General features: G+C 58.7%; 14 protein-coding genes. 7 read left to right on the forward strand and 7 right to left on the reverse strand.

What is annotated here, in order from left to right:
* Window positions 1-49: 49 nt before the first annotated feature.
* Window positions 50-2,170: a maltotransferase domain-containing protein gene (locus OZX62_RS01485; RefSeq protein ID WP_277176284.1), complete on the reverse strand. Its 2,121-nt coding sequence runs from the start codon at window positions 2,168-2,170 to the stop codon at window positions 50-52.
* A 324-nt stretch (window positions 2,171-2,494) separates the two neighbouring features.
* Between OZX62_RS01485 and OZX62_RS01490 the strand changes: the two genes are divergently transcribed.
* The 7 genes from OZX62_RS01490 to OZX62_RS01520 all read left to right on the forward strand — a co-directional run bounded on the left by OZX62_RS01490 (window position 2,495) and on the right by OZX62_RS01520 (window position 16,685).
* Window positions 2,495-3,565, forward strand: coding sequence for a hypothetical protein (locus tag OZX62_RS01490; RefSeq protein ID WP_277176285.1), 1,071 nt, complete (start codon window positions 2,495-2,497; stop codon window positions 3,563-3,565).
* A gap of 119 nt (window positions 3,566-3,684) precedes the next feature.
* On the forward strand, window positions 3,685-9,213 hold the full coding sequence (locus tag OZX62_RS01495) for an LPXTG cell wall anchor domain-containing protein (protein ID WP_277176286.1): 5,529 nt from the start codon (window positions 3,685-3,687) through the stop codon (window positions 9,211-9,213).
* A gap of 469 nt (window positions 9,214-9,682) precedes the next feature.
* Entirely contained in the window at window positions 9,683-10,726 is a 1,044-nt protein-coding gene (locus tag OZX62_RS01500) for a hypothetical protein (protein WP_277176287.1), read from the forward strand.
* Window positions 10,727-10,956: 230 nt separating this feature from the next.
* Window positions 10,957-12,057: a glycosyltransferase gene (locus OZX62_RS01505; RefSeq protein WP_277176288.1), complete on the forward strand. Its 1,101-nt coding sequence runs from the start codon at window positions 10,957-10,959 to the stop codon at window positions 12,055-12,057.
* 118 nt (window positions 12,058-12,175) lie between these two features.
* Entirely contained in the window at window positions 12,176-14,896 is a 2,721-nt protein-coding gene (locus OZX62_RS01510) for a glycosyltransferase family 39 protein (protein WP_277176289.1), read from the forward strand.
* A gap of 301 nt (window positions 14,897-15,197) precedes the next feature.
* Window positions 15,198-15,662, forward strand: a complete 465-nt coding sequence (locus tag OZX62_RS01515; RefSeq protein WP_277176290.1) for a hypothetical protein — start codon at window positions 15,198-15,200, stop codon at window positions 15,660-15,662.
* Between the two features lie 195 nt (window positions 15,663-15,857).
* The gene (locus OZX62_RS01520) at window positions 15,858-16,685 is read left to right on the forward strand and encodes a site-specific integrase (protein WP_277176291.1); all 828 of its coding nucleotides are present in this window, start codon (window positions 15,858-15,860) and stop codon (window positions 16,683-16,685) included.
* On the opposite strand, the gene OZX62_RS01525 is transcribed toward OZX62_RS01520, so the two are convergent.
* The 6 genes from OZX62_RS01525 to OZX62_RS01550 are packed head-to-tail and all read right to left on the reverse strand — an operon-like array spanning window position 16,682 to window position 22,302.
* Complete coding sequence (locus OZX62_RS01525; RefSeq protein ID WP_277176292.1) at window positions 16,682-16,987, reverse strand: holin; 306 nt, start codon at window positions 16,985-16,987, stop codon at window positions 16,682-16,684. The two genes, OZX62_RS01520 and OZX62_RS01525, sit on opposite strands and share 4 nt — an antisense overlap.
* 1 nt (window position 16,988) lies before the next feature.
* The gene (locus tag OZX62_RS01530; protein WP_277176293.1) at window positions 16,989-17,768 is read right to left on the reverse strand and encodes a hypothetical protein; all 780 of its coding nucleotides are present in this window, start codon (window positions 17,766-17,768) and stop codon (window positions 16,989-16,991) included.
* A 22-nt stretch (window positions 17,769-17,790) separates the two neighbouring features.
* Window positions 17,791-18,066 (reverse strand): hypothetical protein, encoded by a 276-nt coding sequence (locus OZX62_RS01535; protein WP_277176294.1) that lies wholly within the window; start codon window positions 18,064-18,066, stop codon window positions 17,791-17,793.
* The gene (locus tag OZX62_RS01540) at window positions 18,063-18,839 is read right to left on the reverse strand and encodes a hypothetical protein (RefSeq protein WP_277176295.1); all 777 of its coding nucleotides are present in this window, start codon (window positions 18,837-18,839) and stop codon (window positions 18,063-18,065) included. Before OZX62_RS01540 ends, OZX62_RS01535 begins: the two co-directional genes overlap by 4 nt.
* 11 nt (window positions 18,840-18,850) lie before the next feature.
* Entirely contained in the window at window positions 18,851-20,353 is a 1,503-nt protein-coding gene (locus OZX62_RS01545) for a hypothetical protein (protein ID WP_277176297.1), read from the reverse strand.
* Window positions 20,350-22,302 carry a tape measure protein gene (locus tag OZX62_RS01550; protein WP_277176298.1) on the reverse strand — a complete coding sequence of 651 codons (1,953 nt, stop codon included), beginning with the start codon at window positions 22,300-22,302 and terminating at the stop codon, window positions 20,350-20,352. Before OZX62_RS01550 ends, OZX62_RS01545 begins: the two co-directional genes overlap by 4 nt.
* Window positions 22,303-22,315 lie beyond the last annotated feature (13 nt).

The raw sequence follows: 22,315 nt of genomic DNA on the forward strand, positions 1-22,315 counted from the left end.
CGCAGATACTCGCCGATGGTGGCTGGGCGACCCGATATGGAATCCATGGTCATTCTTCTTGTGCTGTGTTAACTGTGAAGATATAGGCCGGGCGTTCGATGGGGTCGAGGGTGACTGTGTTGTTGCTGGACCAAGTGAAGGTGCCGTCGCCAAGTTCGTCGTGAACGTCGAAGGTGTGGTCGCGGGGCAGGCCGAGGAGCGCCGGGTCGAAGTTGATCTCCGAGGTATGGGCTGACTTGCAATCGAGATTTACCGCGACGATGAGGGTATCGTCCGTGCCGGATTCGTTGAGATTGGCTGGGATGTGCCGCGCGAAGGCGACAACATTTGGATCGCTGGTCCAGAGCATTGTCAAATCGTGATAACTGTGGCAGGCGGGATGGGCGCGACGGATGCAGTTGAGGTCGGTCAGAAGCTCGGCGATGCCGTATTCCTCGGCCTCGCTCCAATCACGAACCTTGATTTCGTATTTCTCGTTGTCGGCCTGTTCCTCGCGTCCCTCTTGCTGGCGATTTTCCACCAGTTCATAGCCGTTGTAGATGCCCCAAGAAGGCGAACCCATGGCAGCAAGTACCGCGCGGACCTTGTGGCCTTCCGTGCCGTTGTCGCGCAGATAATCCGTCAAAATGTCGGGCGTAGTGGGCCAGAACGTGTTGTGCTGGTAGTAGGCCTCGTCGCTGTTGGTGGTCTGCAGGTATTCGGCCACTTCATCCTTGGTGTTGCGCCAGGGGAAATAGCTGTGCGACTGGGTAAAACCGGCCAGGCTCAGCGCCCGCATGATGGCCGGGCGGGTGAAGGCTTCGGCGAGGAAAAGAATTTCGGGGTGTTTGCGCTGAACGGCTTCGATAACGTCTTGCCAGAAGCGCACCGGCTTGGTGTGTGGATTATCGATACGGAATATCGTGACGCCGGCGGAAATCCAAAGATCCATGATACGTTCGGTCTCGCGTTCGATGCCGGGCATGTCGATGTTGAAATCGATGGGGTAGATGTCCTGATACTTCTTCGGCGGGTTCTCGGCGAATGCGATGGTGCCGTCAGGCTTGTGGCGGAACCAGTTCGGGTGTTCGCGAACCCACGGGTGGTCGGGCGAGCACTGCAGGGCGAAGTCCAGCGCGATTTCCAAGCCTAGCTTGTGCGCGTAGGCGCAGAACGCCTTGAAATCGTCCATCGTGCCGAGCAACGGGTCGACCGTATCATGCCCGCCAAATGAGGAGCCGATGCCGAAGGGGGAGCCGGGGTCATTCGTTCCCGCGACCAGGGCGTTGTTGCGACCCTTGCGATTGGTGACGCCGATAGGGAAGATTGGCGGCAGATAGACCACGTCGAACCCTTCGGCTTTGGCACGGTCGAGTCCGGACAATGCGGTTTTAAGCGTTCCCTGTGTGATTTCGCCGGTTTCCGGATTGCGGGTGGCACCTTCGGATCGCGGGAAGAACTGGTACCACGCGGTGAAGCTCGATTCGGGGCGTTCGACCTTAAAACGTTGTGGGGTGCTCGTGGTGAGTCCATCGCGCAACGGATTCGAGCGATGAAGCGCTGCAATGGCCGGATTGTCGGCGGCAGCAAGGCGTTCCTTGATATTCATCGTATTGTCGGTGAGCTGTCCGGCTGCTTTGCGCAAGATATCTTGCTGTGCGCTATCGAGCTTGGCGTCCTTACTCTCTGCCCAGCGTTCCAGCAATTGAGAGCCCGAAATCAGTGCATTTTCGGCATCATCATTGACGTCGACCTTGATCCGGGCGTCGGCGAGCCACGAGGCATACACGTCCTCCCAGCCTTCCAGCGTGACTGTCCATTCGCCGAGTTGTCGCTGGACGTTATCGAAGCCTTTTTCCCAAGGTTTGATATCGCTGGGCTGCCCGGTGCTAAGCTCGGCTTTCCATAAATCAAGACCGGGATTGATGCACTTCATGGCCACGCGCTGCCTGACCTCCCCCTGCAGGTCGTGCAAGACTGCGGTGGCGCCGGTACGGCTGCGGCCTTCAATGAAAATCTGTGCGGTGACGGTAAACATCTCGCCGAGTTCCACGCGTGCTGGGAATATGCAGCGTTCCTCGCACGGGGTGATGGAGAGGATAACTATTCGTCCGAATTGGCCCGGAACGCTAACAGGGAGGCTGGGCGTGGCCGGCTCGCTGAATTCGTGATTGGTTGCGTTGGCTGCCATGATCTTCCCGCCTTGTCTTTTGTAGTCACTGAATCGTTTTGTATTGTTCATTGTAAAAGGCGGGTTTGATGGCTTTCGGCATTTTTGGGCAAAATGGTAGAATTTGTGTATGACTATTTTCCCGGATGGAAAATAGTTAATAACTATGTGGACGGATCGGGCAAAGATGACCTGAAAACGGCGAAATGTGGATAGTGAAAATCGAGTTATCCACAACACGCCGGGACCCCTATCATTCGACCACAGTGCCTGAAATCGACGCGGAAATCTGTGAAATTGTGCGACGATGGCACTATCAGTTTGCAAACAGGAAGTGAGAAGAGAATGAACGACGAAGCGAAATCGGAACAGACCGCCGACGAGCGTGGTGAGAAGGATGTGCCGCCTCCTGCCGAAACGGATGTTCAGGCAGATTTGCTCAGTGTCAGCGATGACGAACCGGACGAAGGCGACGCTGTTTCCGATGACGGCACGAAGCCATTCTGGAAACGACGTGCGGTATGGATTGCCGTCATTGCTGTAGTGGCTCTCGTTGTGGCAGGCGTTGCTGGCGGGTTGGCTTGGAGCGTTCACATAAGGGAAGAAGCGCTTTCAGACTGCCGGCAATCCGTGGTGCAGATTCGGCGGCTTGCAAAAACGCCTCTTGACAAGGATGCCAATGAGTCGCAGGAAGTGGAGAAAACAGATGTCGCCGATGCTAAGACCTGGGAAGCGCTGCAAAAGGATCAAAAGAAGCTGACCGGATTGACGAACAAGGACGTACCTATCTGTAACGCCACTTCTCCGGGAGGTGCCCAAAACCAACAAAACGGGGCCAGCTCATCGCTGCAGGTACTGAAGACAGCGCGTGCGAACGTTGAAAAATCGGCGAAAGCAGTGCTGGCGAGCAAAGACGCAAAAACCTTGAAAGACGTACGTGACGGATTGAGCGCGAAAGCAGGGCAGGCGAAGCAGCTGCTGGATTCATCGGCTGGCAACGTGGCTGATGATGCCACCCGTACGGCCCTTTCGCAGCAGATTGATGCGGCCAACGGGCTGGTTGGCAATGAAAAGTCGAAACTCGCTGATTTGCAGCAGACTTCGCAGGCGCTCGATGGCGCGGTGAATGGGGTTAATGCGAGTGTGCAGGCGAAGGCGGCGGCAGATGCACAAGCTGCAGCGCAGGCTCAGGCGGCGGCCCAAGCGGCTCAGGCGGCCCAAGCGGCACAGCAGCAAGCACAAAATTGGGCATCTCAACCGCAGAGACAACCAGCTGGTGGCTCGTCTTCATCGTCGCAGAATGATTTGGCAAATGGTTTTCATGTCGGTGGCTACAACAGCTTTGAGGAATGGATGGCTCATCAGGTTCCGTTGGGCAATGGATGTAATGCTGCCGGTGTTTGCGGCATTGGCTGATTTTTGAAGTAATGCTGTCACCCTTCGTCTCTTTCTTGGCGGATCGGAACGAAGGGCGACGGCTCCAATATTTGGAAGAGGACAAATTGCCCTCTTCCTCAATGATAGCGGAGGGCTATATGAGGATGCAAAAAAGCAAATCTAGGGCTTCCAGGCTTCTGGCTTGTTCACTTGCTGGTGCCATGGCTTTGGTGACATTGCTTCCGGGCACAGCGTATGCCGGTGGTGGTGGCGGCTCGGCCGGTGGTGGTGGCGGAGGAACCATGGAAGTCTCCCAGCAATGGGCATACAAAGACAATAACGACGGCGGTTTCGGCGGATATTCCATGTCATCCATTACTGCAGCGTTTTCGCAGATGGGTGTGACAATGGGCATCGGCACGGCCGTGGCCCAACAAGCGTTGGACGAGGCGAACACCAATTGCACCAACCGTTTCCACGAGGCGCATCCTGGTCAAGGGGACGGTGATTGCCGAGTGGTCGCTGTAGGCACCATGACCGGGCCAAGCAAAGAATTTAGTGGGCAGGTTCATAATCCCAGAAGTGTATGGACAAATAACTGGGCTACTCAGGTTGCCGGTGGGACTTACAGTAACGCAGGAGTGCCATATACCACCGCAGATATTTTTGCGGATCAGCCTGGCACGTCGGTGAATTCTTTGGTGGATCAGTATGCCTCGGATGACGTGTCGATTGTGGTGATCATGCTCAATAAGTTCGAGCCGAAGATTCCAGAGTATGACCTGACGGTGTCGACTTCTCAGCAGGCGCCGTCTGGCTTGGTCGTGGGTGCGACGAATACCATCCGCGATACGATTCACGCGAGCAACAACGGTTCACCGATCTTTGAGGATGTCAATGCGGATGTGACCTTGCACTACGCAGGTCAGCCCGACGGATATGTGTCGGTCGAAGGATCGCAGAAAACCGGTGGAATTCATAACAACGGCGATTCCTCGTCCCCTTCGTTCTCGCCCTCGGATCTGGGCATGACCCATTGGCAGGAGGGCCAGTACTGGTTCGATGTGAGTGTCGGAAAACAAGGCAAGATGAGCGTGGCCGCTTCGCATATGGGTTCCGCTGATGCCTCCGAGAAATGGTATGTTTCCTCGTCCGCTCCTGCAGCGCCGGTAAAGAACGTGCAGGAAGGCACCAGCACGAACAACATGGTCAATACGACCACGATTGAATCCGATACCGGGCGCGGCGGCTATGAGATGCATTTCAAGGATGCGATTGCGCCCAATGGCGTTAATTACAGCGTCTCCGATATGAAGGTGACCGATACCAACGCGAACTCGAACGTGTCAAGCCAATTTACGATGAATTGGGATCAGTCTGCGAATGCCGTCACGGCTGATCGTTCACAGAGCGCCGGCGAGATGCCTCTCAACCATGTTTTCAAATTCGCATTCAAAGTGACCGTGCACAATCCGAATGTGAATATGGTAGGGGACACCGCTTCGGTGGCATGGAACCGGAAACCTTTCGTGGATACGGCGCATTACCAGTTCCCGACCAGAAACCCGAATCCGGACAAGGCTTGGACCACCGACCCGAATGAGGCGCTCGCCACAGCCGACCCGAACCATACGAATCATGCCGGTTCGGACGGCAGAACCTTCGTGCCGGGAGACCGGGTTTCCAGCGTGGTAAATGGTACATTGCCAAAAGGTTTGGTGGAAGATCTTTCGCAATATTCGTTGACCGATGACTGGTCGGATGCGTCTCGTTACGTGAATTTTCCCAATGCAAACGCCAAAGTGTACGTGGACGGCATCGACCGAACCGCTGATTTCACCGTGACGACCAGCGGGTCGAAGACCACCGCCACCGCGCGGCCTTCCATCCTTGCCGGTAGTGCCCATCAGCCCGCCGATCGCTCGGTGAAACTCGTGCTGGACGGTACTTTCAAGCTCGAAACCACAGCCACCGATGCGATATCGATGACCAATTCGGGTGACGAAAAGTGGAACGGACAGGATGCATCCACCAACAGGCCGCCTGTGCTGGTCCACAGCCCGAACCCCGACAAGGCGTGGGTCAAAGACGGTCAGGAGGCGCAGTCCACCAGTGATCACAACCACACCAATGCCGTGGCTGCAGACAACAAGACCTACGTTACCGGCGACGATGCGGTTGTGGTCGTCAATGGAACGTTGCCCAAGAACCTTGCCAAGGATTTGAACCAATATGCCATAATTGACGACTGGTCTCAAGCCGCACAATACGTCGACTTCCCCAATAATCAGGCCAGGGTTTACGTCGATGGTGTCGATCGCAGCGCCGGCTTCAGTATTGAGACCAGCGGCCACGTCACCACGGCTACCGCCAAACCTGCAATTCTGGCTGGCAGCGGCAAACAGGCGCGGGATCGCAGGGTAAAGCTTGTTCTTACCGGAGTCATGCGCAAAGACGTCGATGCGCATACCACCGCCACCATCGTCAACAAGGGTAGCGAGCAATGGAACGGGAAAACGGCCGCCACGAACATGCCGCAAGTGCATGTGTGGAGCCCGAATCCGGACAAAAGCTGGGTGCGGCTCAACGAATCGGGCAGGTGGAAACTGGTGATTGACCCGGCCAAAAGCAACGCGACCGGTGCCGATAATCTTACCTTCCTCGACGGTGATCAGCTGGGAGCGGTGGTCAATCTTCCGATAACCAATCCGAGTGTGCTGGAATACGGTGTCAGTAAACTTTCGCTGACCGATGACTATGCGAAGGCCGACTATCTTGTCGACCCGCAGGCGATTTCCAAGATGCGCATCTATATGGCGCCCGCCGGCACAAGCAGCCAGTCAAGCGTCGATGCCATCAACAATATCGCCGGCTCTGATATCACCAGGCGATTCAACGTTACCCAGGACGGTACGAGAATCACGGCCACGGCCAAGGCCGATTGGCTTGCTGATTTCTCTCGTCATGTCGGTGCCGTGCAGATTACTATGTTCGTTCCGTTTGTCGCCAACTACGGCAACGGTGAGGGTATTGCGAAAGTACGTGAGGACTTCCACAAGAACCCCGGCGACGAACTTGCTTTCGGCACGGATCCCGCAGGGGCGGATCTGCTCAATACGGCCTCAATCCTTATCAACAGGCAGGGCAAGGACACCAACTTGCCGAAGATCTACGGCTATCTGCCTCCGGTGAAGAAGGACGTGGTCAGCGAGGCGTCGCAAGGTGGTTCGCAGGATTCGGTGGATGGCAAGGTGGTCTATCCCGGTCAAAAGCTCGAATACGATTTGGACACCCAACCGCATCTGCCTTCTCTGGCCTACGTCGTGAAGACCATCGCGTTTACCGACCGCTACGACCGCTACCTGAAACCAGACAAGCAGACACTTGAACTCATGGATCTCAACAGCGGACGCATGGTCCCCAAGTCGAAATACATAACCAGGTGGGACGATGCCGCGCATGAGGTTGTTGTGTCCATCACGGATATGGCGCTCATTTCGCAGTGGCAGGCCGGGGGAACGCCGCGTTTGCAGCTGCGGTTCGAGGGCACGGTTTCGGCCGATGCTTCCACTGACCACAGGGTCGGTAACCAGTGGATGCTCACCTTGAACAACTCGGTGACGCCAAGCAATGAGGTATTCAATATCCCGCCTGCGCTGAACCCCGTCAAGCATGATTTCCAGAGTTCGAAGCAGGGCGATCCCGCCGTTTCCATCGATGGGAAGACACTGCTGCTGGGCGATACCGGCAACTACGTCATCGATCTGGATGCCACACAGGTCGGGCAGGCCTACAACGTGTGGAAGCTCGGTGTCGTCGACGATTTCGATGAGGAATACCTCAAGGTTGATCCCACCGGCATCACGGTGATTGGCGACGACGGACGCGACTACACCGCGAAATTCAATATCCAGGTGCTCGATGGAGTGCTCTACGTCTTCGCGAAACGTGTCGATACGTTTGTGGCGGCTTCCGGCGAAACCGTCAACGGTGACCCGCAGCCCACCGATCTCAAGGCCTACGCGGCCTCGGATAGCCATGACCCGCTTGCCGATCCTGCGATTGACCAGACGCTTCTGGGCCAGTGCTACCACATCACTCTGCCGTACGTTGTGCAGAAGATTACGGATGGCTATGTGGTGAAAAACAAGGTCACGCAGGTCGAGAACAATGTGCGCAAGAAGAGCAACCAGGTCTCCAACCCGCTCAAGCCCATCAATCCGGCAAAGGATGTGGTCGTGATGGTGGGCGGAGAATCGGTCAACGGTTCGAGCATCTACAAAGGTGGCGCATTCCTTTATCGTCTCGACAGTTCCGTGCTGCCGGCCAATCGTGCCTATACTTCCGTCGAAAAATGGAGTATCGTCGACAAGCTTGACCCGGATTACGACGAATACACCGGTCAATGGGCGGTCTATGCCACGCGGGATCTGCATGCCGGCGATGGCAGCGTGCTCGCAGGGAAAGGCCATAGGATTGCAGGCAACGGATTCGACAGCTCGCGGCTTGGCGGCGACATGTTCACCTTGCAAGCGGCGGGGGACGGCACGTTGAGTGTCGTTGCCACGCCGGCCTACCGCGCCCTGGTCTCTGCGGATTCTGCGCACGAGCAAGGATGGTGCGCCTACCTGCAGGTTCGTAGGCTCAAGGCGACCGACCGCCACGAGAACAAGTTCAGTGAGACCATGAACGATAAGTTCAACGAATCGAATGTTGTGTGGACACGCACGCCGGAACTCACCCCGAGCCTGCATATCGAAAAGTGGGACAAGTCCAGCGGCTGGTCGACAGGCGACCGCGACGAGCCCGATGACTCGTTGCTGATGACGATGAGCGACGCCGATATCGTCTTCACCGTCACCAACACCAGCAAAAGCGAGAACGGCCATGGCGCGGTATTCCGGGCCAAGGATCTGGAAATCACCGATACCACCATTTCCGGGGACGGGGCGATTGCGAGTCTCAAATATCCCCGAAACTGGTCGACGTTGGTGCTGCGACCCGGCGACCATGTCGATGTCATCGGCACGTTGAAGGATGTCTCGTTCAAGCACCGGGACCGCGCAAAAGTCACGGGCCTACCGCTGGAGGAATTGCCTGCGGTGGACCGTGACCCGTGGGGCGAGGATTCTGGCAACGGCATCGCCAAAAGGGATGCCTCAGGCATTGCGGCTACGCACGGTAGCGGTTCTGCTTCTACGGCCGTGTCTGGTTTCGCTTCTGCGGCACTTGCATCTGCTTTCGCATCTGCTGCCGGATTCGCGTCTGTGCCCGCACCTTCATCTCTGACTTCTTTACCGGGTTCTGCGCTTACGCTGAGTTCCGTGGGTGGTTCAGGTTCGGGTTCTGGTTCCCGGATTTCGCTTGGAAAGCGGGGCGTTGATAAGGCCGCTTCCGGCCGAGTCATTCGACAGGATGTGCAACTTTCACCCGAAGAAAGCGGGTTCGTGGGCATGAAATCATTCACTCAGGGCATGGGCAAGCCAAGCGCCGAAATCGACGGCAACGTCATGAGCGTGATGCGGCCCGTGGCCTCCAATATGGATGATTGGAATGGCCGACGGGAGACTTTGGTCATCAGCGGCGCATCCATCACCTTGTTGCTGCTGGTTGCAGGTGCGTTCCTCTTCGGTGCGATTCTGCTGGAAGTTTTCAAAGGCAACCGGTACTGTCCGCGGCACAGATAATTAAAAGCGTTGGCATCGTTGGATTCCGGGGTTTCGTAAGTTTGGAAGCCCCGGGAGACAATGTTCACTGGATGTGGGCTTTGCAGGCTTGCAGGCACGCGGGTTCATAAGTTCGCAAACTTGTGGCTCGCAGTTCGTGGGTCTGCAGGCCTGCAGTGTTGTAGTTTCGTAGACTTGCAGGCTCGCAGGCCAAGCAAATCCAGCAACCATTCAGCTTACATTCAACAATATCTGCCGAAAATAGTTGGATTTCTTGGGCTTCGGCACAGCGCCCGCCCATGATGACATTGTTCAATATGTTTATCCGGCGCAGAAAGGCGGGTAGACGGCTATCCGTTTCCCGCTTTTCGGCCGAGACGATCAGACACTTGCGGTTTGTGGGGGTGCAGGTGGCTGTCTCGCCGATAGATAGTTATTCGATTCGTCTGCCGATATCGGTCAGACCCGCAGAAATACGAACAGGAGCATCATGATGGACAAGAATACGAACGACGATATGAATGTCAGCGCAACGAACAACAACGCAATGAACGGCCAGAACGTGAATCGTGAAACCAACAAGAATGGTGAAACCGTGGCGAATGATGAAAGTGCAGCCACGAACGCTGCTGACGCGACCATGAACATGCGTGCTGGCAGCAATGCTTCGAATGGTGGTGGGAACAACACCGGTGCAAATACCGCTGCCACCGCCGCATATCCACCATATTCGGCGATGAACGGCGAAGACCTCGGGCCGGACGGCCAACCGGTTGGCGCTCCGGGTTTCGTAGGGAACGGCCAACCCGTTGGCAATCCGAGTTTCGCTGCATACACACAGCCGATGGGTGGAAATGGTTTCGCTGCGAACGGTCAGCCGGTAGGTGGAGCGAGCTTTGCAGCCAAGGGTGAACCTGGCGGTGCCGGTAGTTTTGCGGCCGCCAACCCGTTGGGCAACGCTGGCCAAAAACCGAAAGAGCATTCCGGTAAGATGTGGGGCGCGATTATTGGTATCGCTCTCGTATGCGGCTTGGCAGGCGGCGCGATTGGTGGATTCGCAACGGCGCAAGCGGTTGTTCCTTCGCATAGTCAGCAAATGGAACGACAGATGCCTTCAGGTCAGGGTCGTCGAGGCATGGGCCAGATGCCCGGAGCCAGCGGCGAATCGATGGATGGAGGCGGTCAGTCGGGTCAGTCCGGTCAGGACGGATCTGGAATGTCCGGTAATTCCGGTCAGTCGGACGGGTCTGGCTCCTCTGACGACTCGAGCCAATCCGACACAATGGGCTCCACGGGCGGCTCGGACATGTTCGGCGGATCCGATTCTCAAAACGGTGGCGGCACAAGGTCCTCCGGAAGGTCACGTAGCGGCACGTCTGATTCCTCTCGAAGCGGTGCCAGTGGAACAAGCTCATCACAAACGAATACTTCGGCCAGTTCCGGAAGCTCGGCATTAAATACTGCTAATAGCCTAGCTTCAAGCGGCTCAGGCGCTTCCCTAACGGTTTCCGACACGACATTGCGGAAAGCCTGATGTGCGCGTGCTCTTCATAAGTAGGAGTAAATTATCCGTTTTGATGATGGCCTCGGTTTGTACCGGGGCCATTTTCGTGCCGGTTTCGTAGGCCTCCTTTTGTAAGCAAACCCACGTTCTATCGTATCCAGATAATATCCAGCAAATTTCCATGGTATTGGTGCAAGGTTTCGGGCTTCGTCCCACGATTGCCTGAGCGTATATCCAAAATCGTCGTGTGTACTGTGATTATGACAAAGCTACATCAGCCGCAAACGGCACAACACAGTTTCAACTCCATCAATGATTCAAGCAGGATCGAACAAGACTTGCCGAATCCTCCCGAACGCTTTTCCGTCGCCGAGCGCGACTTGCCGAATCCCGAGCGGCTAGCCATCGCCGAACGCGTGGGGAAGCCGGCATATGTGGATGCCGACATTGTCATTCCTGTCTACAACGAACGCGAACAGCTCGCCGACTCGGTTCTCACCTTGATGCGGTTTCTGAGTTCCCCGCGCCATAGCCGACTTCTGTCGCAATCCCAGCCGTCCTATTTCCCGCTATACAGCTGGAACATCGTCATCGCCGACAACGCGAGTAGTGATGATACCTGGCCGATTGCGGTGGGCCTGGCCCGTCAGTACCCGAAATTCATCCGTGCCATTCGTATTCCGGCGAAAGGCCGAGGGCGTGCGCTGAAATTGGCGTGGAGCGAATCGCATGCGACAGTCCGGGCGTATATGGACGTCGATCTCTCCACCGATATCCGCCTGACCGATGTGCTCGTCAACTCGATTTTGAATGGGGGAGCCGAGGTGGCGAGCGGCTGCCGTCTGCTCGACGAATCGCACGTCACCCGCTCGGCCAAGCGCGAGTTCATCTCCCGCAGCTACAACGTGTTGCTGCGTGCGACGCTGGGCGTCACCTTCCAAGACGCGCAGTGTGGGTTCAAAGCGATCAGTGCCCACGCCGCCGAGTTTTTGCTGCCGAGGATACAAGACAACGAGTGGTTCTTCGACACTGAGCTCTTGACGCTTGCACAGACCTGCAATCTGCCTACCTATATATTCCCGGTGCGTTGGGTCGAGGATGCGGGCACGACCGTCGATATTCCCGACACCGTTCGCAAAGACCTCGAGGGCATCAAGCGGATGCGGCGCACCCTCGCCAACCTTGAGCGGCAGGAAAGCGAGCGTCAATCGGTGATTGATACCGCGTCTCGGGAGATGTCGCAGAAATCCGAGGCCCACAATATTTCGTCCGGGGTTTCGCAGGATTCGCAGTGGTCGTTTCGGATTCGTCATGATCTAATGCATCATCAAGTGCCGCAGCATCTTGCTGTCCAACATTGAAAAATAGCCATTCGGTAGTTTTAAAAGAAATTCATTACTCAATTCGTATCTGGAATTTCAAGACCATTCGAATATTTCATAATTTCCAATAATCATCCATATATAAAAGGACATATCCATGAACGACATGCCAAACCAGCCAGGCGATTCAGGCCTGAGCGGTGCCGCGCGTGACCCCGGATTTTCTTCGGCCACGAGTAATTACGGCAATCCCAACGATTCTGCCAACTCAGCCGATTCGTCCAGCTCGCCCAAAACCACGAACATGGCTCAGAGTGATTCCGGCCAACATCCCGGCGCTTTTGGCCGCATCAAATCAGCATTTACTGGCATCCCCGGAGGCCGTTTCGTTTCCGCCGATTCGGTACGCACGGTTCGTCATTCCATCGCCCGCAAGCGCAGATGGTTTGATTGGCTTGCCTTCGGCATCATGATGGTGGCCACGATGGCGATTATGTTCGTCAATCTCACCGCCAACGGATTCGCCAACGAGTTCTATGCGGCCGCCGCCCAGGCCGGTTCGAAAAACTGGGAGGCGTTCCTATGGGGTTCATCGGACGCCGCGAACTCCATCACCGTCGACAAGCCGCCGGCCGCACTGTGGCTGATGGCGCTTTCCATCAGGGCATTCGGCCTGAACTCCTTCGCTCTGCTTCTGCCCGAAGCGCTCTGCGGGGTGCTCAGCGTCTGGCTGCTATATGCCTCGGTACGCCGGTATTGGGGCAACTGGGCCGGCATCATCGCCGGTTCGACGCTCGCGCTGACTCCCGTTGCCGCGTTGATGTTCCGTTTCGATAATCCCGACGCATTGCTGGTTTTGCTGATGATCGCTGCTTCGGCATCTGTCTTGCGGGCGCTGGAATATGACGCCGACCGCAAAGGCAACCGCAAGCGCACCTTGTGGCTGGCGCTCGCCGGTGTGTGCATTGGCTTTGGTTTCCTAACGAAACAAATGCAGGTGTTTCTTGTTCTTCCCGGCTTTGCGCTCGCGATTCTGATTGTATCGCCGACGAAATTCTGGCGGCGTCTGGTCGATAGCATGGTCGCGCTCGCTTCGATGGTGGTCAGCGCTGGCTGGTGGGTTCTGCTTACCGTCATCGTTCCCGCTGGTTCTCGCCCGTACATTGGCGGCTCGCAAAATAATTCGTTCCTTGAACTCACTTTCGGCTACAACGGCTTCGGCCGCTTGACCGGCAACGAAACAGGTTCGGTGGTTCCTGGAGGTGGTAGCGCGGGTCGCGCCGGAACTCACATCGGTACCGGCTCCACCGATGGCAAGATTACCGAAACGCTCGGCAATGCCTACAGTGCCATGACCGGCGGTATGGGCGGTGGACCCGGTGGGGTTCCGGGCACTGGCGGCGGTCAGGGGCACGGCGGTCGCGGTCAAGGCGGCGGCATGTGGGGCCAAACCGGCATCACCCGACTTTTCGACGGCGTTTATGGTACCCAGATTTCTTGGCTTGCGCCCATCGCGTTCGCTGGCATTCTTATCGGTCTCGCTGTTTCGATTCGCGTCCGTCGTACCGATATGCGACGCGCCGGCGTGATGGTTTGGGGCGGTTGGCTGGCCGTCACATGGTTGACTTTCAGCTTTATGGGCGGCATCTTCCACCAGTATTACACGGTCGCACTTGCCCCGGCGGTTGCTGTGATGGTCGCCGTGGCTGTAACGAATCTTTGGGAGCGGCGTGACGTCTTGTGGTCGCGCCTGCTCGCGACGATTCTGGTACTCGTCAATACGTTGTGGGCGGCGCAACTGCTGTCGCGTTCCTCGTGGCTGCCTTGGTTGCGGCCGAGCGTCCTTGTTATCGGCAGTTTGGCGACGCTCGCGCTGCTGATTTCCGCAATTGCCTTGCTGCCGATACGTTCGTTGCATGCTCTGCGTTCGGGCAATGGGGGCAAGGTGGTCGGCAAAATCGGCTTGATCGGTATTGTTTTGGCTGCAGTTGCTCTCTACGCTGGCCCAACCGCATGGACGGGTTACACCGTGGCTACCGGTCATCACGGTTCGATAGTTACCGCTGGCCCGGAGGTTTCGGGTTCGATGGGTGGTCCTGGCGGCGGACATGGTGGCCGTGGAGGCTTTGGCGGTCAAGGTGGCCAAGGCGGTCCGGGAGGTGCTATGCCCGGCGGTGGTCAGCAAGGTCAAAATCAAGGTCAAGGCGGAACCGGTAATCAAGGTGGTTTTGGCGCAGGTATGCCCGGGCAGAATGGTCAGAATAACCAGAACAACACCAACGGTTCGAACAAATCCAATGGTTCCTCCGCTTCTGGTAGCACTCGGGGTCAATCGGCACAGGCTGCCCCGTCCACCAGCGGCATCAAAGGTATCAACGGAAACGGTAAAACCGGTTTCGGCGGCAGCATGAGCCGAGGCCAGCGTGGCGCTCGTAACGGTCACGGTGGTGGAGGCGGTCTGCTAGGCGGAGATGGCGCGAGCTCGGTAGGCAGCAAACTCAAGAAGCTGCTGATGAAGGACGCTGACAAGTACACGTGGATCGCCGCGGCCACGGGTTCGCAAAGTGCGTCCGGCTATCAGCTTGCCACGCAGAAGCCGGTCATGCCGATCGGCGGCTTCAACGGCTCCGACCCTAGCCCGACGCTCGTGCAGTTCAAGCGTTACGTCAAGGAAGGCAAGATTCACTACTACATCGGCAGCGGCGAAATGGGAGGAGGAATGGGTGGCGACGGTCGCGGCGGCGGCATGGGTGGCAACCAGATGGGCGGCTCCAACGCTTCCAGCGAGATCGCCACATGGGTCAAGTCCAACTTCAAGTCCCAAACCGTCGACGGCGTCACTCTCTACGACTTGACTTCTCCCAAGGCCACGAAGTAAAGGAGGTAACCACTAAAAACCAAAATAGCCGGATCGCCGGGTCCCATAACCCGTTGGTCCGGCTATTGTCTATATAAAGGTAGCCATTATGCCACAGCGTTTCTTGGCCCTATCCTTAGGTCTTGCTCTTAATACCCTCTAATACCCTTATGACGTGCAGATCGTTCTGAAAGAGGCATTGACGTTTTTACGCAATTGCCTCTGGAACGTTCAAGCAGTAAACTTGATGACAATGCGGTACGCAATCTGATATGCATTTGCCGAAGTGATGATGCTCGGTAAAAAGAGGTAAGGGAACACAATGACGGACTCCAACGAAGAATGGCAGCCTATAGCATTCAAGTACCGTATTATCGGGATGCTGACAGCCAATTTGATATCCTGCATTGTCGCGGAAGTGATTGCGCTGATTATCATGAAAGTGATGGGTTTTGCATACTCTGCTGATCATATCGTGCCGTTCCTGACCCTGGCCGTTGTGATCAGTGCGTTCCCTCAGGTCCTTATCAATAGTTATTTCTGTCGCAAGAGCCATACCGACTATCCCGTTTCATGGGGAGCAACCCTGCTCCATCCTGTCGTGCTCGTGGCGGTCATGCTGCTGATTAACTTGGCCTATCCGGTCGGCAACTTTTTCGTTCCTGCGTTTGTCGTTGCCGTCGATCTGGCCGTTTCGATATGGGCCAAGCCGAAGCCGGGAGATAAGAAGATTGCACGCAAGGCCGCCGAGAAGTTCAATGACGATTCGGGCCAGCAGAATGGGTAAGCCGTGCCTTGATACTGTTGAAAAATGATTAAGCCCGGAAATCGTTGAGATTCCGGGCTTTTGGTAGCGGGGTCAGGATTTGAACCTGTGGCCTCTGGGTTTGCACCCCAGAGGCCACAGGTTCAAATCCTGCGGGTTCCGCGCCCTAACAAACGCGATTTTACTTTGGTTGACTGACAGACGCAAAATTGTAATATGCCTAGTAAAAAACAAATATCAATAAACTGGCGCGAAGATGCTGCCAATTGGTTCGATTCGATGAAGGCCGCCGGACTGAGTGATATGACGATTCGCACGAGGCGTCAACAGATTATGGTCATGAGCAACGGCTTGAAGAAGTCTCCGCTCGACGTGACCGGCCAGCGGCTCGTTACCTGGTTCGCTGGCAGGAAATGGAAACCAGAAACGCGAAAGGGCTATCGCAACGCGGCGAGCTCTTTCTTCGGCTGGCTCAAGCAGACCGGCAGAAGGCCGGACGATCCCAGCGAGCTGCTGCCCAGCGTCCGCCGGCCGGCGGTGCACCCTCACCCTTGCCCGGACAGGATTATTCTGGCTGCCCTGGGAAAAGCGAACAAGACCGAAACGATGATGATTCGGCTCGGCGCGGAGTGCGGTCTAAGACGTGCCGAGATTGCCCAGGTAAACGCCGCCGACGTCATGGACGATCTGCTCGGTCATTCGCTCATTGTGCACGGCAAAGGCGACAAACAGCGTATCGTCCCGCTGCCCGACGATCTGGCAGATCAGATAACCCAGCACGGCGGCTGGCTTTTCCCTGGTCGATGGACGGGGCACGTCGAACCAAGCTATGTAAGCAAACACGTCACACGCCTACTTGGCGACGGCTGGTCGACGCATAGTTTGCGTCACCGTTATGCCACAAAAACCTACGAGAGCACGCACGATCTCTATGTGGTGGCCAAGCTGCTGGGTCACGAGTCGGTCGAGACGACGCAAAGATACGTCGCCATGCCCGACTCACGGCTCCGTTCCGCCATGCATGACGTACAGCTCGTCAGCTAGCCTTGCTTTCCTAGTTTGGTGAGGGCTGTACCGTTCTCGACTTCGGGGATGCCGACGATCGAGGTGAGGACGCTGATGATGGCCGCAAGGGCTGCGGTGCCGGCGACGACGGGCCAGTTGACGTCGCCGATGGTGGCGGCGGTGACGGCGGTGGTGCCTATCGCGGCGATTGCCGACTGGGCCGCGGTCTTCAAGGCGCGGACGGCGGCGGCTTTGAGCCATCGGACGATGTCCGAGGGTTCGTCGGCGTGTTCGGGCTGGTACGGGGATGGCGCCGGCTGCGGCGTGGTGGCGATGGCCATGTTATTTCACCTCCACGGTGGTCTTGATGCTTTCGATGGCGGTCTTGACTCCTTGGGTGACGGCCTGCCGCACCTCGTCGACGCCGAGGCCGTTTTTGTCGGCGATCTGCTGTACGACGCCGAGGACGGCGCGGAGCGTGTAGAGGGGCGTGTCCTCGACCTTGCCGTTGCCGACGCCGAACCATACCGCCGCGGCGATGGTGTCGAAGCCGCCGAACTTGTTCTCGATGGCCTCGGCCTTGTGCTTGAGGTCCTGGAGCGCGTATTCCACGCTCACGTTTTCGCCGTCCCAGTCGATGGGGTCTGTCTTCACTGGCATGTCTGTATCTCCTTGTGTGTTGGTTGTTTGCTGGCCCTGGTACCGCAGGTAGCAGTCCCAGGGGAAGTCGTAGACGGGGCTGATGTTGGTCTCCTGGCCGGTCTGGTCGCCGCCGGCCCCGTCGATGCCGCCGGTCTCGCTGATTGAGGCCTGGGCGAGCATGCCGCCGCCGATGGCCACGGCGACGTGGTCGGCGTCGTTGAGCAGGATGTCGCCGGCCCGGGGGTTGCCGTCGACGGGCAGCCTGGCCCAGCCTCGCGCGGTGAGCTCGGCGGAGAGGTTGCCGGTGTAGTAGGCGCCTCCCGTGTCGAAGCCGGCCTCCTTGAGGCAGTGGATGACCAGGCTCGAGCAGTCGGCGTTGCCGCCGTCGCGGAAGTCCTGGCGGTCGTTCTGGCTGTAGCCGAGGTCGGCGTCGCGGCACCAGTAGACCATGCGCTGCACGAACAGGTTGAGGTCTGGCATATGGTTTCCTTTCTATTTGCGGTTAGTTGAAGTCGTGGTCGAAGAGTCCTTCGGGCGGTTCGGGGGGCGGCGGGCCCTTGCCATCGGAGATGTGACGGATGAGCTCGCGGTTGTAGGTCCAGAGCTGGTCGTTGTAGGCCATGGTGGCCATGAGCTGCTGCTGGGCCTCGAGGAGCAGCTGGCTGCTTTTCACATCGGTCTCCCGACGGTTGGAGAGCATGTTCGCGATTGAGGTGATGACTCCGCCGAACACGACGCCGCCCGCGCCGACGATGGCGATGATGACGTTCTCGCTCATGACCTGCACACCCAGGCGCCGGTGTAGTTGAAGAAGTAGTTGGTGTTGCCGGAGCCCGACATGCTCATGGTCCCGTCCATGGAGAGCCGGAGGCTGAAGGTCTGGGAGTTGTTGCCCGAGAACAGGATTGTCCCGGCCGTGGCGGGGACGAGGCCTTCGGGCAGTTTCTCCGACCCCGAGGCGTTCGTCAGGCCGGCGAACGTGGCTTTGACGTTTGCTTGCCCGGAGGCGATGGCGATACAGCCTATTTTTGTCGCGTGCAGGGTGTTGAGCCAGGGCGCGGCGAACGCGTAGGGGGTGGGTGTCAGCCATTTGCTGGCGGGCATCATGTCCTCGAGCATCGACGCGATCCATTTCTGGAAGGCGCCGTTTTTGGTGCCGAGTCCGGTGATGGGCGAGGGCCACCACGCCCCGTTGACCCAGTGGTAGATGAACGACTCGTCTTCGGGCCTGGTGACGATGCCGGTGCGCCCATCGACGCCCGTGACCTTGTTAAGCTCGGCGAGGGTGGTGCGCACGACCGGCATGAAACCGCTGGTCGACACGATCTTGCTGTAGGCGTCGGCCGCCTGCGCGGCCGCCTCGGTGGCGGCCTTGGACTGCCGGTTGACGAGGTCGGTGACCTCGGCGGGCAGCCGGTCGATGTTGTCGTCGATGCTCATGGCCATCGCGGCGAACTGCAGCGCGGCGTACTTGACCAGGTCGTTGTTCCCAGGGTATTTGATGTGGTGCCGTGGCGTGCTCGGCATCGCGTTCGGGTCGAAATCCGTCATGATGTTCTCCTTTATTCCTTGAAATCGGTGATCTGGCCGAACTCACCCCAGGTGAAGGACAGGTCGGCCCATTTGAGGGTGATTGGGTTGAGTGCGCCCCATGTGGCCAGCGTGGTCGGCATCGGTGGCAGGGGCTGCAGCTCCATCTCGTTGTCGAACACGGGCTTGCCGTGCCGCCATTTGAAGGTGAGGGTGCCGCCGATACCGAGCCACGCGCCCGACGTGGCTGGCGTGCCGTCCTCACTCAGAAGCGAGGTGTAGCGGTTGCGCACGAACGCCCACAACGTGGCGCTGGGCTGGAAGGTCTGCTCGTGATCGTCGATGTCGATTTTCTCAGTCGACGCGGTGAGCTTTTCCGGCCGAAGGCGCATGGTCGCGGCCTGCAGCCATGCCACCCATTGCCTTCGCTCCGCTTCGCTGGGCCGGTATGCGTTGCCGCCCCAGTTGCCTTCGGATTCGTCCGCGAGCACCGCGTCGGTCTCGAACGTCGCGCTCCTGATCGTCTCGGTCAGGTTGCCGGGCAGGCCGCCGGTGATGTCCGCCTCGGCGTCGCCGAATGTGATTTTGCTGTCAGTTTTCTCCCAGGCGGCTTTCTTGCCCTTGATCGCGATTTGGCTGACGGGGTCGGGCAGGCGCAGCGTGGCCGCGTCTATCCTTACCTTCTCGCCGACGATGACCTTGTCCTCGCGCCATCCGTCAGAGACGGTTAGCGACCCGTCGGCGTGCAGGGTGATGCCGGCCTTCGCTCCCGCGTGGAGGATATCGAGCATGGTGCCGCCGTGCTTGTGCCGCTCGTAGTAGACGGGCAGCTCTGGCGACCACGAGGCGATGGCGTAGAGCACAGTGCTCAAATCAGGGAAGCTCGACTGGTCGTAACTGGCCAATGACACGGTGAGCGACTTGAGCCAGCCAGAAGCCTCGGCGGAGAGCTGCGGAGCATCAATCTGACCAAGACGGCGGTTCACTTCGTCGACGCGTTGCTGCAGGTTGCCCACCCAATGCTGGCCGGCATATTTCGGATCGCCTGAGACGGGACCCTGCGCGGTGGTGCGTGACATGCGCACGGTGCGGCTGTTCGCGTTCAAAGTCAGCAGGTAGGTGTTGTTCGAACGCTGCTCTATCGAGCAGCCGGTGGCGATGTTGCCCTCGAAGATGCTCAGGGCCGTGGGGTCGGGCGCGGCGTACACGTCCGGCGCGTTTTCCAGGTGCAGGCTCGCCCAGATCGTCTCGTCCGGCTCCTCGGCCCAACGGTTGTCGATGGTGAGGTCTTTCCACAGGGGCATGCGGGAAAGCTGGACGAGCACCTTCGCGCCGGCAAGCCGAGTCGAGTTGCCGGCGAGTTTCCCGTCTCGGTCGACGAGCTTGAATTTCAGCACGTTGCAATCCGGCTGCTTTGCGGGGTCGTTGGTGCCCCACTCGACAGTGAACCCGTCGAGCGCGACGTGCGAGCCCTCGCGGCCGGTCATGTTCTCCCAGCCGTTTCCGCGGTCTATATATAGGAGCGGTTGTCTCATCGGCGCAGCTCCTGATAGTCCTTGATGACCTTGATGATTTTTCTGGCGCCGTCCTCGCCGTCGAGTATCCCGTTGACGGTCAGGTTGATGATGATCGGCACCGTCTGCGAACCGCCGGCCGAGGGGCCGTTGAACGGGGTGCGCTGCGCAAGGGCGAGCGGGGTGACCCTTGCGCCCATGGGCAGGCTGAGCACCTCGGGGCCGGCCTCGCCGACCAGCACGCTGCCGGCCGAGCGGATGACCCCGCCCTGGGCGAGCATCGGGATGCGGAAGCTCTTGCCGCCCACGCCCGGCACCCAGTCCGGGATGTCGAAGCCCTTGCCACCCACGACGCTGTTCCACGCGCTTTTGATGCCGGCCACCGCGTCGCGGAACGGCCTGACGAGCGTCTCGCCGATGCCGCTGAAGAACCCGGCGATGGTTCCCGGCACGGACTCGAACCAGCCGATCAGACCATGCCACTTGCCGCTCGCCCAATCGGCGGCCTGCCCGAATGCCGACTTGACGTTGTTGATTGACGAGCCGAGGAAACCGGTGAACGCGGCCCACTGCTGCTGGCCGGTCTGCGTCTGGGTGAAGAAATACACGAGTCCGGCGGTGACGGCGGCGACGGCCATGACCACCAGCATGATCGGGTTGGCGTCCATGACCACGTTGAACGCAGCCTGCACGCCGGTTGCTATACCGGTCACCGCGTTCTTCGCGGCCATCACACCGTTGTATGCGGCTATCGCCCCGTTCCACAGGCCGTAGGCTGCAGCCGCCGCGCCGGCCATGACCGCTACCGTCTGTATCCCGCTGGCATGGGCCGAAGCGAACCCGCCGACCGCCTCCATGGCACCGCCCACACCGGTGAGCGCGTCCCTCAGCGAGCTCCACGGGCTGACATCTGGAAGACTGCCGGCAATCGCAGAGCCGATGGACCGCACGGTGCCGACGAACGGCTCCGCCACGTCCTTCACCCCCTGCACGCCCGACTTGAGCCCGTCGAGCACGGGGCCCGCGGAATCCTTGAGCATCTGGAACGCCTGGCCACCCTGCGTCTTTACCCAATTGATCGCGCTGCCGAGCTTGCCTTCGAGGTCGCCGGCCAATCCTTGCACCCTGCCGGAAAGACCGGGAAGGCCGTCGGCGAGGTTCGAGACCCAGTCGGCCATGCCGCTCATGAAACCGGTCACCTCAGGCTTGACCAGGTCAAGCATCCCGGCCCCGAGCTTGACCACGCTGGCCTCGAGGTTGCCCGACGCGTTGCCGAGCTGGGTGGTGTCGTTCGCGGCCTTCTTCGCCGCATCCGACATGCCCAGCTGCATCAACGCCTGGTTGAACTCGTCGCTGGTGATCTGGCCGGCCGCCATCGCGTCCCTGAAATTACCGGTATAGGCGCCGTTGGCCTTCATGGCCTCCTGCAGCTTGCCCGACGCGCCCGGTATCGCGTCGCTTAATTGGTTCCAGTTCTCGGTGGTGAGCTTGCCGGCGCCGGCGGTCTGGGTGAGCACCATGGCCACGCTCTTGTACGCGTCGGCACCACCGCCCGCCACGGCTGTCAGATTGCCGGCCGCTTCCGCGAGCTCCGAATAGCCCTGCACCCCGTTCGAGGCCAGCTGGGCGGTCGTGTTGCGGATGTCGGAAAGCGAGAAAACCGTCTGATCAGCATACTTTTGGGTGCTCTTGGTCAGCGCCTGGATCTTCGAGTCGTCCACCCCGGCGAACTTCAGTGTGTTGGCGAAGCTCTGCGCCGAGTCGGACGTGCTGGCCATCTCGCCCGAAAGGTTCGAGACATAGCCGATGACGTGCGATGTCATGCTCGACACGGCCCCGGAAACGAGTCCGCTGACCGCGCCGAACTTCGCTGCCAAAGCACTGGCAGAACCGCCCGCGCTGCTCATCGCCTTCGAGGCGCCGGACGAGTCGCCGATGATCCTCACCGCGAGTATCGCAGTCTTAGACATGGTTTTTCGCCTC

This window comes from Bifidobacterium sp. ESL0690, assembly GCF_029392315.1.
In the GTDB taxonomy this organism is placed as follows: domain Bacteria; phylum Actinomycetota; class Actinomycetes; order Actinomycetales; family Bifidobacteriaceae; genus Bifidobacterium.